At 63.2% G+C, this 15,409-nt stretch carries 10 protein-coding genes; 5 read left to right on the top strand and 5 right to left on the bottom strand.

Annotated features, from left to right (window positions below; translation table 11 throughout):
- Nucleotides 1-54 precede the first annotated feature (54 nt).
- The 5 genes from ACVWY0_RS16445 to ACVWY0_RS16425 form a co-directional block, all read right to left on the bottom strand.
- Nucleotides 55-1,494, bottom strand: coding sequence for a phytoene desaturase family protein (locus ACVWY0_RS16445; protein ID WP_485837622.1), 1,440 nt, complete (start codon nucleotides 1,492-1,494; stop codon nucleotides 55-57).
- Nucleotides 1,487-2,953, bottom strand: a complete 1,467-nt coding sequence (locus tag ACVWY0_RS16440; RefSeq protein ID WP_485837621.1) for a glycosyltransferase family 87 protein — start codon at nucleotides 2,951-2,953, stop codon at nucleotides 1,487-1,489. Before ACVWY0_RS16440 ends, ACVWY0_RS16445 begins: the two co-directional genes overlap by 8 nt.
- 60 nt (nucleotides 2,954-3,013) lie before the next feature.
- A complete protein-coding gene (locus ACVWY0_RS16435) occupies nucleotides 3,014-3,175 on the bottom strand; it encodes a hypothetical protein (RefSeq protein WP_485837620.1) in 162 nt (53 codons plus the stop codon).
- 617 nt (nucleotides 3,176-3,792) lie between these two features.
- Nucleotides 3,793-4,377: a histidine phosphatase family protein gene (locus ACVWY0_RS16430; RefSeq protein WP_185262037.1), complete on the bottom strand. Its 585-nt coding sequence runs from the start codon at nucleotides 4,375-4,377 to the stop codon at nucleotides 3,793-3,795.
- On the bottom strand, nucleotides 4,374-5,882 hold the full coding sequence (locus tag ACVWY0_RS16425; protein WP_485837619.1) for a CCA tRNA nucleotidyltransferase: 1,509 nt from the start codon (nucleotides 5,880-5,882) through the stop codon (nucleotides 4,374-4,376). The genes ACVWY0_RS16430 and ACVWY0_RS16425 overlap by 4 nt, the downstream gene beginning before the upstream one ends.
- Nucleotides 5,883-6,089: 207 nt before the next feature.
- On the opposite strand from ACVWY0_RS16425, the gene ACVWY0_RS16420 reads away from it, so the two are divergent.
- From ACVWY0_RS16420 to trxA, 5 genes are all read left to right on the top strand, one after another.
- A complete protein-coding gene (locus ACVWY0_RS16420; protein WP_058930646.1) occupies nucleotides 6,090-6,590 on the top strand; it encodes an NUDIX hydrolase in 501 nt (166 codons plus the stop codon).
- A gap of 92 nt (nucleotides 6,591-6,682) precedes the next feature.
- Entirely contained in the window at nucleotides 6,683-8,788 is a 2,106-nt protein-coding gene (gene murJ, locus ACVWY0_RS16415) for a murein biosynthesis integral membrane protein MurJ (protein WP_485837618.1), read from the top strand.
- 181 nt (nucleotides 8,789-8,969) lie between these two features.
- On the top strand, nucleotides 8,970-10,529 hold the full coding sequence (locus ACVWY0_RS16410) for an ABC transporter substrate-binding protein (RefSeq protein ID WP_485837617.1): 1,560 nt from the start codon (nucleotides 8,970-8,972) through the stop codon (nucleotides 10,527-10,529).
- A 249-nt stretch (nucleotides 10,530-10,778) separates the two neighbouring features.
- Nucleotides 10,779-11,735 carry a thioredoxin-disulfide reductase gene (trxB, locus tag ACVWY0_RS16405; protein ID WP_485837616.1) on the top strand — a complete coding sequence of 319 codons (957 nt, stop codon included), beginning with the start codon at nucleotides 10,779-10,781 and terminating at the stop codon, nucleotides 11,733-11,735.
- Nucleotides 11,736-11,771: 36 nt separating this feature from the next.
- Entirely contained in the window at nucleotides 11,772-12,098 is a 327-nt protein-coding gene (trxA, locus tag ACVWY0_RS16400) for a thioredoxin (protein WP_058930642.1), read from the top strand.
- Nucleotides 12,099-15,409 lie beyond the last annotated feature (3,311 nt).

Below are 15,409 nucleotides of genomic sequence, written 5' to 3'. Positions count from 1 at the left end.
GAGGACCGCTGCCAGGGGCTTAAGTGTCCGTTCGCGCCGGCTTAGAGGCGGGGTTCAGAGGCCGAGCGAAGGGACCCCAAGACCAAACATGTCCTTCAGGGCATGTTTCGCGGCGAAGAACCCTGGCATGCCCGTTACGCCGGGGCCGGGCGGCGTAGAGGAGGAACAGAGATACACGCCGGGCACGGGCGTCCGCCATGGAACGCGGGAGACCACAGGGCGCTGGATAAGTCCGCGCACATCCATGATGCCGGCACTGAAGTCCCCGCCCACGTAGTTCCGGTTGTAGCTGGCCAGTTCCGCCGCAGTGGTCACCCTCGTCTGCATCACCACATCCCGGAACCCGGGCGCGAAGCGCTCCAGCTGCGCGGTGACGGCCTCGCCCATGTCGCGGGTTGATCCGGCAGGCACATGGCAGTAGGCCCACAGGATCTGCCGCCCGGCCGGCGCCCGGCCCGTGTCGAACCGTGATGGCTGGGCCACCAGGACGTAAGGGCGTTCCGGGTGTTTCCCGGCGGATACTTCGTTCTCGGCACGGGCCAGTTCAGTACGCGTGCCGCCGACGTGCACCGTTCCGGCGTCCCCCAGTTCCTTTGCTGCCCACGGAACGGGTCCGGACAGGATGAAGTCCACTTTGCAGGAACCATTCCCATAGCGGAACGCCTCCAGGGCTTGCCGGTACCTGGCCGGGAGGCTGTCGCCTGCAATATTCAGCAGACCCCGGGGGGCCACGTCCAGCAGAGTGGCCCGCGCGCCGCGGAGTTCGTGGAGACTCTCGATCGTCGCCCCCGTATGGATCACCCCGCCGTGGGCACGGATGTCGGCCTCCAGCGCGGCCGCAATGGAGGCCGATCCGCCCAGCGGAATCGGCCAGCCTTGGGCGTGAGCCAGTGCGGTGAGCATGAGCCCGGCGCCTGCAGAGGCCAGCGAGGGCAGCTGCGAGACCGCATGGGCGGCCACGCCGCTGAGCAGTGCAGGCGCAAGGTCCTCGTGGAACCGCGCGTTCCACAGCCGCGATCCCTGCTCCAGTGTCCGCAGCCCGAAGAGCGCCGCTGCCAGGGGATCCCGGGGGATCCTGAGCAGCTGGTGCTGCGTCAGATCCATCACGCCGTCAATGCGGTTAACGAGCGGGCCAAGAAGCCTGCGGTAGGCGTCACCGTCCCGGCCCAGGCCTTGGACCGTCCGTTCGAGGCTGTGGTATCCGAGGGCTGCCCGTCCGCCGTCGAGTGGCGATCCGAACGAAAGCTCCGGGACCACCAGGTCTATCCGGCGTGCCAGCTCGAAGTCGCGGAAGAAGGGTGATGCCAGCGCCATGGGGTGTACGGCCGAGCAGATGTCATGGAGGTGCCCCGGCTGCATCAGTTCGGCGGTGCGGGTACCGCCTCCGATGGTGTCCGCCGCCTCGTGGACTTCGACGGAGAGGCCGGCGCGGGCCATCACGGCGGCGGCAGCCAGCCCGTTGGGTCCGGACCCGACGACGGCGACGTCAGGCATGGTGTTTCGCCCGCCAGGGGAGCACCGCGTGTGAGGGATGGCGGGGGCTGAACCGCAACCAGTCCGGGAGCCCGTCGAACGGCCCTCCCTGTGGATCATCGAGGTGATGGCGGCGGACGGGATCGTAGTCCGGATCGTAGATGTCCCATACAACCCGGAACATCAAATATGCCGTTGCAAGCATATGTGCTGCCACGGCCAGGACGTAGTAGGGCATGTCAATATTGTGCTGGGTCGGGCCCTGGCTGGCCACCTGGCCCAGGTACATCCAGACGGCTGCCCAGTGCAGGCCTTCAACGCCCTGCCAAATGAGAAAATCCCGCCACCGCGGCCGGGCCAGCGCCAACAGCGGGATGAGCCACAGGACATGCTGCGGCGAATAGACCTTGCTGGTCAGGACAAAGGCACCCACGATGAGGAACGCCAGCTGGGCCAGCCGCGGCCGGCGTGCTGCTGTCAGCGCCACCGCGGCAATCATGGTGCAGGCCAGCAGGAACACGGCCAGCGCCAGCCAGTTGATGGTTGCAGGATCCAGCACCGGCCAGCGCAGCCGCCGGGCCACCAGGTTGTAGGCGAACCATAGGGACCCGTAGCCGGTTTCCCTCGTCTCGGTGAACCTGAAGAAGTACCCCCAGCCGGACGGGTTGGCCACCGCAACAGGCATGTTAATGGCCAGCCAGGCGGCTGCGCTGGCCCCGGCCGTGACCAGGAACCCGCGGATCCGCCCGGTCCGCAGGGCCAGCAGGAGGACGGCTCCGAGAACCAGGGCGGCATAGGGCTTGGTCGCTGCGGCGAGTCCGACCAGGGTGCCCGCCAGGACCAACCTTTCCCGCGAAAAACACAGCATGCCCAGCGCCAACAGCGCCACGGCCCACATGTCCCAGTTGATGGTTCCGGCCAGCACGATGCCGGGTGCCAGCGCCACCATGGCCGCATCCCAGGGGCGCCGCTGTGACATCCGGGCCGTAGCCAGCACGGTGACAATCCATACGGCTGCAACCAGAGTGGCATTAAGGTCGAAATACCCCAGGATCCTCGCGTCGCTGATGCCCTGGCCCGGGACCATCCAGGCAGTCACCCCGGCAACGAGTCCCATCAGGACGGGGTCTTCAAAGAGAGATCCCGGGCTCAGGACCGGGAACGTGCCGTCCCCCAGGCCGCGGTTGCGGAAGAATTCCGGGAAGTCGGAATAGCACGTGGAGTAGAACTGGCCGGGGCTCGACCAGCCGTTGGCCCGGCAGTAGCCCTTGATGGCGAGGCCGGCCAGCGCCGCCACTACGGTCATGATGATCAGGACACGTTCCACGGTAAAATCGCCGGGGGAGACGAGGCCGGGCGCCGACCGGGCACCCATCGGCCCTCCGATCAGTTCCGTGAAATTCTTCAGCAGCAGGTCGCTGCGGCTCGGAACAACCAGGCGGGCGCGCCGTGGGTGCACCGGTGGCTTCGTCTCCTGCATGTCTGAGAGCTTACCCGGCACGTGCGCTGCCGGACCCTGGACTTCAATCCCGTACTCGCCTCAGTTCATGCCTCCCATCTGCTGGTGCAACAGGACGAAAACGTCTTCGCGTTGCCGCTCCAGCATCTGCCCGTTGAATTCCCGGCGGTCATCCCGGACAGGCCGGTCATCCCGGACAGGCTTCCGCAGGAAGAATAGTGCGTTCTTGATTCGTTTGATCATGGTGGTCACCTCCTTTCGGCATGTAATTGGCCATGACAAATAAAGCCATTTAATGTCGGAGCAATAACGGCATAACTAGGCAGGGAAATGCCCGGTGGTTATGAATTGTTCGCGAATGCGAAGAAGGACCCTGTTGCAGCGGCGGTGCAGACCCCAACAAAGAAGCTTGAGTTCCGAACTATGGGGATGCTGCGGCGCCGCGCGGACCAGCCGTGACGCTGCGCCGACAGGAGACTTCCAGCAGGCGTCGCCTAGGGCGAGCCACTAGCGCGAGCCATCCGCGAAGGAAGTGGCCTGGATATACCTCATTGCACGTGACGCCGCCGCGGGGACGGGATCCGTTGCAGGAAGGTTAGGAGGCAGACACTCCATTAAGACGGCGCGCAAAAGCAGCAGAGGCCGGGTTCGCGGTGATGGTCATCTTCCATCCGCTAGTCAAAGTAATCATTTTTCCCAACCTCCTTTTCCGTTATGCCGCTGCCTCGGCTGACTGGCCTGGCAACGCGCGCCGCGACCCCGGCAAAGACGCTCTGGGGTCAGGAATAAAATTACCCTACGAATGCGGCAATGCGCCACTTAATTCGCAAAGTTTTTCAAGAAAGTTTATGAATGTGCCATTAGAGTCCCCAGCGGACAATGGCCGGGGTCCGCTTATCCCAGCCAAGCGTGCAGACTTTCGCGGTTCCCAGGATGAAATGGCGGCCCTCGGCAGGTGCCAGTTCCAGCCAGCGCGCGGTGAGGATCCGGGAGAAGTGCCCATGCGCCACGATCAGCACGTTGTCCAGCCCGGATTCCAGCACGCTGGCCACAATCTTGTCAGCGCGGGCTGCCACTTCGTCCAAGGTCTCGCCGTTGGGCACACCATGCGTCCAGATCAGGTAATCCGGGTTGTCCTTGCGGATCAGGTCCGAACTGATGCCCTCATAGTCGCCGTAGTTCCATTCCACCGCCAGCGGCTCATGCTGCGCGTCAGGGTAACCAGCCAGCTCGGCTGTCCGCCGGGCTCGGCGCAGCGGGGATGTCAGGACCAGGTCGAAGTCCACCTGGTCCAGCACCTTCCGGGCCTCCACGGCCTGCTGCTCGCCTTCCACGGTCAGGGGCAGGTCGGTGAGCCCGGTGTATTGCCCGCTCTTGGACCACTCGGTCTCGCCGTGGCGCAGGATCCAGAGCTGGGGGCGGGGCGCGGTCATCGGGTTAATCATTTGGACTCCTCGTTCGGGGAAAGTTCGACGGCGGCGGGAGGTTCTTCTGTTGCCGGAACCGGAGGTGCAGCCTCGGGCTGCTCCGCCCACCAGGCGAGCAGCCTCGTTTCGGCGTCGTCCGGTTGCAGCGGTCCGTGTTCCATCCGTTCCTCGAGCAGGTACTTGTAGGCACGGCCCACCACGGGTCCGGGTTTGAGGTTCAGGAGGGCCATGATTTTGGCGCCGTCCAGGTCGGGACGGACCGCGTCCAGGGACTCCTGCTCGCGCAGTACGGCGATCCGGTCTTCCAGGTCGTCGTAGGCGAAGGCGAGCCGTTCAGCCTTCCGCTGGTTGCGGGTGGTGACGTCCGAGCGGGTCAGCCGGTGCAGCCGTTCCAGGAGCGGGCCTGCGTCCGTGACGTAGCGGCGGACGGCCGAGTCGCTCCAGCCGGCATCGCCGTAGCCATAGAAACGCATGTGCAGCTCCACCAGCCGGGCCACGGCCTTGATGGTGTCGTTGTCGAACCGCAGGGTCTTCATCCGCTTGGCCGTGAGCTTGGACCCCACCATGTCGTGGTGGCGGAAGCTGACCGCGCCGCCCGGTTCGAAACGCCGCGTAGCCGGCTTGCCGACGTCGTGCATCAGTGCTGCGAACCGCAGCACAAAATCGGGGGCCGGCACGGCGCCGTCGGCATCCGTTTCCAGGGCGGCGGCCTGTTCCAAAACCTGAAGGGAGTGCTGGTAGACGTCCTTGTGGCGGTGGTGCTCGTCGGATTCCAGCCGGAGGGCGGACACCTCAGGCAGCACAAACTCGGCGAGGCCGGTGTCCACCAGCAGGTCCACACCGGCCCGGGGGTTCGCACCGCAGATGAGCTTGACCAACTCATCACGGACCCGTTCAGCCGAGATGATCTTGATCCGCTCGGCCATCTGGGTCATGGCCAGCCGCACGTCGTCATGCACGGAAATACCCAGCTGCGATGCGAACCGGGCAGCGCGCATCATGCGGAGGGGGTCATCGGAGAAGGAGGCCTCGGGTGAACCGGGCGTCGCCAGGACAGAGGCGCTGAGGTCCCGGACGCCGCCGAACGGATCAATAAGTTCAAGGGAGGGCAGCCGCAGCGCCATGGCGTTGATGGTGAAGTCGCGGCGCAGGAGATCGTCGGTGAGTGACATGCCGAATGCCACCACGGGTTTGCGCGACTCCGGATCGTAAGCCTCGGCGCGGTAAGTGGTGATCTCGATCTGGAAGCCGGCTTTCCGCATGCCGATCGTCCCGAACGCGCGGCCGATCTCCCAGAAGTTGTCAGCCCACTTCTTGATCAGGGCAACCGTCTGGTCCGGGGTGGCGTCCGTGGTGAAGTCCAGGTCGGGCGAGGTGCGTCCCAGGAAGAGATCCCGTACCGGACCGCCCACCAGGGACAGCTCGTGGCCGGCGTCGACAAAGCGCTGCCCGAGCTCCAGGACCACCGGGTCCACCTGGAAATCGACGGTGTTGGAATCAATCTTGTGATGTGCGTGCGCCATAGTTACTTAAGCTTGTCAGAAACCAGCGGCTTGGCAGGCCAAAATCTCCTCAAGATCGCGCCTATTCGCCTACAGCCCCTCAAAGTGCGTCATACGCAGTCCACTTTGATGTCATGTTCAGGTCATCATGATCGGACAAGAGTCGTTAGAGTGGACTCCATGGCCCATCCCGTACCGAGCGCTCCCGGCAGGAGGACAAACGCACCGTTGCCGTCGGCAATTGGTGCCCACGTCGCGCCTGTCTTGCACTCGGCCCCGGCCTCGCTGCCTACGGTGGAGGAAATTTCCGCCGGCGGCGTTGTGGTGGACACGTCCGACGGCGAACTAAGGGTTGCGATCATTGCCCGCCTTAACAGGGGCGGACGGCTGGAGTGGTGCCTGCCCAAGGGCCATCCGGAAGGCAAAGAAGACAACGAGCAGGCCGCCGTGCGGGAGATTGCCGAGGAAACTGGCATCGAGGGCGACATCCTGGCGCCGCTGGGCAGCATCGACTACTGGTTCACTGTCAGCGGGCACCGCGTGCACAAGACCGTGCACCACTATCTGCTGCGGGCCACCGGCGGCGAGCTCACTATCGAAAACGATCCGGACCACGAAGCCGTGGACGTCGCCTGGGTCCCCATCAAGGAACTCGCACGGAAGCTTTCGTTCCCCAATGAGCGCCGCATCGCGGATCTGGCCCGGGACGTCCTGCCCGAACACCTCTAAGGCTGCGTCCGCCGGAGCCGCATGTATGCCTGCTCCGGCATACAGCCTGTCCGTTGCGGTACAAACAGCGTCCGGGTGAGACGATGAACTCGATGTCAGCTACCAATCCCTCCTCCGATAAGGCCGGCCGCGCCGCCTCGAGCGAAACCGCGAGTGAAACCCGGTCCAGCGCCATCATGGCTGCAGGCACCCTGGTATCCCGGTTCCTGGGCTTCGGCAAGACCTGGATGCTGGGTGCCGCGCTGGGCCTCGGCTCCACGGTTAACGACACGTTCATCAACGCCAACAACCTGCCCAACCTGATCTTCCTGCTGGTGGCCGGTGGTGTGTTCAATGCCGTGCTGGTGCCGCAGATCATCAAGGCGAGCAAGGCCCCGGACAGGGGAGCGGACTACATCAGCCGGCTGCTTACGCTGGCCGTGCTCCTGCTGCTGGGCCTCACCGCGCTCGTCACGCTTGCTGCTCCGTGGGTCATTGAGCTGACCACACAGGGATATTCGCCGCAGCAGAAGGCCCTGGCAGTTGCGTTCGCCTTCTGGTGCCTGCCCCAGATCTTCTTCTACGGCCTCTACGCCCTGCTGACGCAGGTCCTTAACGCCAACGGCGCGTTCGGGCCGGCCATGTGGGCCCCCATCATGAACAACCTGGTGGCCATTGGTGGCCTGGGCATGTTCATCTGGATCTTCGGCGAGAACGCCATGAATCCGCACACGCTGGACAACTGGGGCCCCTCCCAGACTCTCCTTGTGGCCGGCTTCTCGACAATAGGCGTGGTGGCCCAGACGGCCATCCTGCTTATCCCGGTGATCCGCCTGAGGCTGGGTCTCCGGCCCCGGTTTGGCTGGCGCGGAGTGGGGCTGGGCCAGGCCGCGAAGCTGAGCGTGTGGACGCTCATGACGGCCGCCGTCGGGCAGTTGGCGTTCCTGTACGTCATGCGCATCGCCACCATTCCCGGTGCCGAGCGTCTCCGGCTGACGGAGGCGGGGGATCCGGCGGCAGATATGCTGCCCGGCAACGCCGTCCTGGAGGTGGCCAGCCAGCTGTACCTGCTGCCGCACTCCATCATTGCACTCTCGCTCGCCACTGTCCTGTTTAACCGGATGACCCGCGCTTCGCAGGATGGCAACCGCGCGGAACTCCGCGACGCCCTCTCGCACGGCCTCCGCACGATGGCGGTGGCCACCGTCTTTGGCGCGCTGGCACTCTTCGCGCTGGCGGGCCCGCTTGGCATGTTCTTTTCCGGTGGTCCGCGCCAGGACGGCGTCATGCTGGCCCAGACGCTCACCATCCTCGCTCTGAGCACCCCGTTCATGAGCGCCAACTTCATGATGTCGCGGGTCTTCTACGCCAATGAGGACGCCCGCACGCCGTTCCACATCCAGCTGCTGCTTGCCGTGGTCTACGTGGCCGGTGCCTTCGGGATCCAGTTCCTGCCGGTGGGCCAGATCATCTACGCGATCGCCCTCCTGTACATGGTGGGCAATATTCTCTCGGTCGTCATCAGCGCCTATTTCCTGCGCCGGCTCCTGGGCCACCTCGACGGCCCGCGGATCGCCAGCTCCTACATCCGGATGGGTTATGCGGCGCTCGGTTCTGCGATCGCGGGCGCCGGGGCCCTGTGGCTGATGGGCAGCTACAGCGCCGACGGCTTCGCCTGGAAGGACCGGCTCGCCGCGCTGGTGACCGTTATCGTCGTCGGGCCCATCATGCTGGTTGCCTATGTTTTCCTGCTGAAGGTCTTCCACGTCGCCGAACTCCGGGACCTCATGCGCCCCCTGTTGGGACGGCTGGGACGCGGCACCGGACCGTCCGGCGGCGGGGGAACGCCGTCGTCGGCTGCGGGTGCCGACGTTTCCGGAACGGAACGTCCGACGCCGGAACGCGCCACGGTCGCGGTGGACACCGGCCTGATTCCCCGGATTTCAGGCGAATTCGACGCCGCCTCCTTCCGCGCAGGACCCGTACCGGAACGCCAGGCAGCGCCTACGGCGCCAGCTGACAGCGCACAAGGGGAAACTGAAGCAGTGGCTAACGGGGGCACTCAAACCGCCGCGGGATACCTTCCCGCAGAGGACGTGCCCGGCTCAGCGCGGGGCGGGCTGCTGCGCGACGAGATTCCCCTTCCCGGCCGGCGCACGTTCCAGGGCCAGGCCGGACAGAACCCCCATTTCAGGCCACGCCGGCCTCGAAAAAAGTGATCTTCGCGCGGTTTTTGGTTGCCTGTCGACCACGGCGGCCATAGCCGATCGGCTAGGATCGACAGTGAACAGGGGTAGTTGCAGGCAAGCGCAGACCGGCTCGCCGGCCGGCTTTTGGCCGGTTTCTGACCGGCGGTGGCATCATCTACGCCGGCATTCCCGGACAGTCTAGGAGGAACACGTGTCCCACCCGATCGACGTTGGATCAGTACTCGGCGGCCGCTACAAGGTCACAGCCACGGTATTGACCTCACACGACCAGGATCTGGTGCTGGACGGGGTGGACCAGGTTCTCAACCGACCGGTCAGCATTCTGGTCGCCGGCCCGGACAACACCGAACAGGTGGCCCAGAGCGCCCGCGAGGTGGCTACCGGTGAGCGCCCGGGCAACGTCCAGGTCCTGGATCTTGGGGTCACTGAGGCCACCACGTACCTCATCACCAACCATACGTCCGCGGCAGACCTGTTGGACCTCGTGGTCGCCTCCGACGCGCCTTACGTCGAGCCGTTCTTCACGGATACCCTGGGCAGCGAAATTTTCGGCCAGGTGCGTTCACACGAACCGGAACCGTACGACGACGAAGAGAACGTCGACGCCGGATATATCAACTATTCGGACAATCACCCCAGCCAGGTTGACACATTCCGGTCTGCCGCACCGGTTGCTCCGCCGCTTGTACCCCCGGTTGTTCCGGCCCGTCCGCCGCTCCGCCCGGCGGTCCGTCCGGCGTCGGGGCCTGCCAAGGCCGGGGCCGTTGGAACAGGGGCCGCCGCTGCTGGCGCCACTGCCGCACATCAGCACGTCACTGCGCCGCAACCGGTGCAGGCTGCGGAGAACCGGCCAGTTTCCGGACCGGCCGAGCCCAAGGCAGGCGCCGGATCCGATTCGCCCAAGGTCTCCCTGTGGTCTGAGGACGACTATTCCAACGGCTCCCAGGACGCAGCCTACGACGAACCCGTGGTCTCCCGAGCGCCGGAACGCTCCGATCGCGCAGCGGGCGCCTTCCCGTCGCTTGCCCGGAAGGTGTCTCCGGCGGCCGCAGTACCGCCTTCCGGCGGGACGGATGACTATTACGATGACGACGAGCCCGAGCGTGAGCCCCGCTCGATGCGCTGGCTGGTGGGCGGGCTGCTCGCCGTGGTGTTGATTGCCGGGCTGGTCTTTGCGGTCACCAATCTGGGCAGTCTATTCAAAACGGGCCCTCAGGCCGCCCCATCCTCCACGTCGACGGGCTCCACCCAGCCAAACACCGGGTCGCCTTCACCCAACCCGAGCTCCGCAGCCCCGGCGGCACCGCCTGCCATTGACAACATAACCCGCCAGGGGGATTTTGACTTCGCAGGCACCTACGACGTGGATCTTGTGAAAGCGTTTGACGGCAACGCGGCCAGCTACTGGTCAGACATGGAATTTGCCACCGAGGGCTGGGGCGGCCTCGCAACCGATGGTGTGCCATTGTTCGTCAAGCTGAAGAATCCGGCGAAGGTTTCATCCATCACCCTGACTCAGCTCGGAGCCTCGGGCGGCAATCTCAGTGTCTTCACCAATGACCGTCCGTCACTGGACGGAGCCAAACTGGTGGGGACCAACAGCTTTACGTCAACAGATCTGACCATGCCACTGGCCGAGCCCGTGGAGGCACAGTACGTGATCGTGTCCATCAAGACGCTTCCCAAGCTGGCTGCCCCGAAGACCCGCTATGGCTTTGGCATCCGCCTGGCGGAGATCAAGATCCAGTAGGACCACACCTGCGTCGTTCCCGTTGAGCCGCGGCTGTTCTGCCCGGAGCATTGCTCCGCAGTAACAGACGCGGCTCAGCTGTTTTCAGACGGTAATCTGGTAGGGCGTCCCGTCCAGGCGACGGGGTTATGGCCGCTGATGGTTCCTCCGTTCGCGCGGCGCCCGGAATATTCACCACCTAGATTCAGTTGTGCCATGTGGCCGGCCGCAAAAGCCGGCGCATCGACTAAGGAAGAGGTTCACCGTTCAGTGAGCAACGCAGAAAACACCGCGTCCGAAGTACGTGATGTCATCATCGTCGGCTCGGGCCCGGCCGGGTACACGGCCGCTGTCTACACGGCGCGCGCCAACCTGAAGCCCTTGCTTCTGGCCGGATCAGTTACCGCCGGCGGCGAACTGATGAACACCACCGACGTCGAAAACTACCCTGGCTTCCCCGAAGGCATCATGGGGCCGGACCTCATGGAGAACTTCGAGAAGCAGGCAGCCCGGTTCGGAACGGAAATCCAGTTCGAGGACGTCACAGCACTGGACCTCGACGGCGACATCAAGACTGTCACCATCGGTACCGGCGAGACCTTCAGTGCGCGGGCGATCATCCTGTCCACCGGATCCGCATACCGTGAGCTGGGCCTCCCGAACGAAAAGCGCCTCTCCGGCCACGGCGTCAGCTGGTGTGCAACCTGCGATGGTTTCTTTTTCAAGGACCAGGACATTGCGGTCATCGGCGGAGGAGACTCGGCTATGGAAGAAGCCCTCTTCCTAACCAAGTTCGCCAAGTCCGTCACCGTTGTGCACCGCCGCGACACACTCAAAGCTTCCAAGATCATGGCAGACCGTGCCCTGGCCCACGACAAGATTTCGTTCATCTGGAACAGCTCCGTTGACGACGTCATCGGAACGGACAAAGTCACCGGGCTCAAGATCAAGAACCTGAAGGACGGCACCGTGTCCGACCTCGCCGTCACCGGCGTCTTCGTCGCCATCGGAAACGACCCCCGCACCGACCTGGTCAAGGACTCCCTGGAGATCACGGCGGCCGGTACCATCGCCGTCGAGGGCCGGAGTTCCAAGACCAGCATCCCTGGCGTCTTCGCCGCCGGCGATGTTGTTGATCCCACCTACCGTCAGGCCATCACGGCCTCCGGTTCCGGATGTGTTGCCGCGATCGACGTGGAACACTACCTCGCAGACCTTCACGCGTAATTCCGCGTACCGCCGTTCGAAGAGAGAGACAAGGTTATGAGCAACGCTAAAGACGTAACAGATGCAAGTTTTGCTGCGGACGTACTGTCCGCCGACAAGCCAGTAATTGTGGACTTCTGGGCTGAATGGTGCGGCCCCTGCCGCAAGCTGGGACCCATCCTCGACGAGATCTCGGTCGAATACAGCGAAAAGGTTAATGTCGTCAAGCTCAACGTCGACGACAACCCCGCCATCGCCGCCGAGTACGGAATCACGTCCATCCCCGCCGTTTACCTCTTCCAGGACGGACAGGTGAAGAGCACTGTTATCGGTGCGAGGCCGAAGCAGTTCTTCGAAAAGGAATTTGCGGACGTCCTGTCCTAATCAGGTAGGGGACTCCTGTCCCTTATGACCAGTGACACCGGCCTGTGGCCACTGCTTCCATGAAGCGGTGGCCACGGGCCTTTAAGACCGAGCCCGTCGAAGCACAACCACATTGCATCAACCTTCATTCGTTTCTTAACTTCAGTGATTGCTCAGAGTCGCTCCTGAGACCCAGTGCAGGGATGAGGGTCATACCCATGAGGCGAGCGGGCTGCAAATTCCGGTCAGACGTCCCCGCCGCCATCCTGGAGTTCGCCTTTCCTGATTCGGATTCTTGTTTCACGTGAAACATTGGCGATCGAGATGCAGAGCCTCGTACGTCTGGCCTCGCGCACGTGAGGGAAAGCGTACGACAATGCGGGACACTTCGCAGGACGTGCGGGTCTTCGGTAGCTTCGGCCGCCGGGCCGCGGCAGGAAGGCATAGGTTCGCCGACAGTAGGCAGAGTGTTTCCAGATTCCAGCTCGCTACGGGACTTCTAATGCCCGCCGACGCGAGCCCAAGTGCTCTGTTTCACGTGAAACATTGGCGATCGCGAAACATGGACTCATGTGAAACATCGACGATTCGCCAAGCCAAGCCGCGTACGGCGTGTCCACGCTCGCCGGACAGGCGCAATTTCTTCGGCGTCAGTCCATGCTGATCCCTACAACCGAGTGCACTTGCCGCACGACAATGCCGCAGCGATTCAGTTCGACATACTTGAATTCAGTTGAGTTCAGTTCGGCTCACGACGGTAAATCAATAAACCCAGGCTTCCACTTTCGTGACGATCATACTCTGCGCTGATGCGTACCCCGCGCTATGTTTCACGTGAAACACTGCCGAAGCCTGTGTGAGTCTGCTCCCTCCAGCTCCTACTGGCCTGCCCGACGGCACTTCGAGCCAGTCCTCAAGGATCGGGTTCACGCGATGTAGCACGTATTGCGTCCCGTCCATTCGCTGAGGAGAATAGCCGCGGCGCACTCAGACATTAGATCGAACTCTGAGCAGCGAATGCCAATTGGATTAGGTGGCCTAGGGGTCTTCACGCCCCGTTTCACCTCGCGGGGGACAATATGGAACCGGAACAACGGACTACCGTAGGCTCCCTGACCAGGCCGGCGTTCCAGTCTCGCTGGCCGTCCATGGTCTGAATCAAACGCCGATTCTCGCAGTTGACGCCTAGAAGATCGGGGTTCCAAGGGTTGGTCAGACTCAACGCCGGTGCTCGGGGGAGTCGGCGCTGAACGGAGGAAACCAAGGAACGCCGGGGACGCCAGGTGACTGCTGTAACGCAAGGATCCGAGCAATTGGAATAGATCCCGACATCAAATGGCACTGGCCCCTCACAAATGACTGCCAGCTCAGAAATGCGCACAAGCCTCATCGCCAAACCGCAGCACGTCGGTAACCTGCCGCGACGGTATCCAGTTCCGTGGCAGCCTGACCAGCTGCAACAGTCCAGTCTTGTCCACAGCATGTCGACGACACAGCAGCGGGCAACTCAAGATTCAGCGACCCCGGGTGCACACTCACGCAACGTTGGGAACGCGCCCGCACAGACAACTTGCCAGCGGACGAATCCGGGACCGTGGGCCTGGAGACTCACAAAGCCCATCCTCCGACACCTGCAGCCTCGGATGGTGATTCGGGAGCCGAACGGAGAGGGCACGCGTCGCGCATTCGGCCTGTGCTCGCCGCGCTGGTGGGTCCATTCGGGATCATCGTCCTATTGTGCGAGGTGTCCATTGATGCCGCTGGCTGAAGAGGCAGCACATGCGGAGATTGTCCAACCCCGATATTGCCCTCGGCCGCACCCAACGAGGGCCTCGATACACACCTGTTGCGGCCTCATCCCTTGACAACGCCGTGCTCGTCTCAACGGGCCATACCAGGAGACCTCCTGCGCGCCACGGGTGCGGGCCGGCAAAGACGGCATGAGGACACGGATGGTCTTCCACACCGGACTGTTTCACGTGAAACAGTCCGGCCCCGGCGACGGCATCGTGGATGGCAAGACCTCGAGCGTACTGTTTCACCTGAAACGAACTGAACGACAACGCAGTCCATGCCTTCCCGAGATGGGATGCTAGGGATACTTCGCATGTGCTGGGTGCCAACTTCTGAGGCCAACTGCCAGATGGCCGCAACCCCACATCAAGCTCGTTGCGCCACGATCGACAATTCGTACACACCCAGGCACATTATCCTCACCGCAGGCATTCTCTACACTGCCAGGCCCCCAATCTTGCCACGGGGCGCTATGCACGCTTGTGTGACGGCTGAGCCCCCGCCCAAGCCCTGCTGTCTACTGCGCCAGTGGGGGACCGTCAGCCTGACCCTGGACTGGAAGAAGGTGATCGCCGTATACCTGCCCGTGGCCCAAATAGGCGCTGTGGCTTCGCCGCCACGCACATCTCTGTTCGCAAGATCGCTACGGCTGCCGTCCAGTCAGCGAAGGACGATACCAGAGCAGCCTTGCTCGGTCATCAACGAAGGACGGTATCGGAGCCGCCTGCTCGGTCGTTAACATGTCAGTTCCGCACTGCAGCTCCCGACCGGAGCGAAACCCATCGGCATGTGCCGATAGGATGCGCGTCTAAGCAAGGTACCGGGCACCCAGCTGCGAAAGCATGTTGGGGCAGGTCATGAAAACAGCTGGCCTAAGCCGGCCTTCCTGGTCGAACGGCGGAGCCCTAGATGCCCGACCAACTCCATCTGCAAAGACCTCGAGCAGGTGATATATGTCAGCGGATGACGGAATCGTATCCATCCGAAGTGTGACTGTTCGGTTCGACTGGAGGGTTCCATCGCGTTTGTGTCCACCGAATTCGAAGTTATCCCCAAATGTTATCCACACCGATATCCACAGGCTTATCCACCGGCCTGCAAGTCGTGGATGCAGTACCCCTAGTGCCGTTCTTTAGATCAGCCGACACCCTCAAGCCGGCGTTGCTCCCAGGACAACTACCACGGACGAACCGCATGCTCAAATAGGACTGGAAATATCGCCGGAAATCCAACTATTGAAGTCGCTTTCCGTCCCGAAAGGGAGTCTGGATCGGCCTTGGTAATGTTTCACGTGAAACGGGACTGCAGACGCTATCCAATGCTCGTGCGGACCGCTCGTTGCAGGATCCGCTGGTGTGGGCCAAATCTCTTCGTGATGCCTGCCACCAAGCAATCTATCCACAAAGTTATCCACAGCGATATCCACCGCGATATCCACCGCGCAGTTCACACCTACGGGCCCAAGGCTGTCTTGGCTCCATCTGTTGTTGTGGCAAGTTTGCCGCACACGATGTGATGAAGAGCGGGCAGAGGAATCA

It is taken from the genome of Arthrobacter sp. UYNi723 (assembly GCF_054057635.1).
Note: the sequence above shows the minus strand (reverse complement) of the source record. Positions and strands in the feature narration are given on the sequence as shown.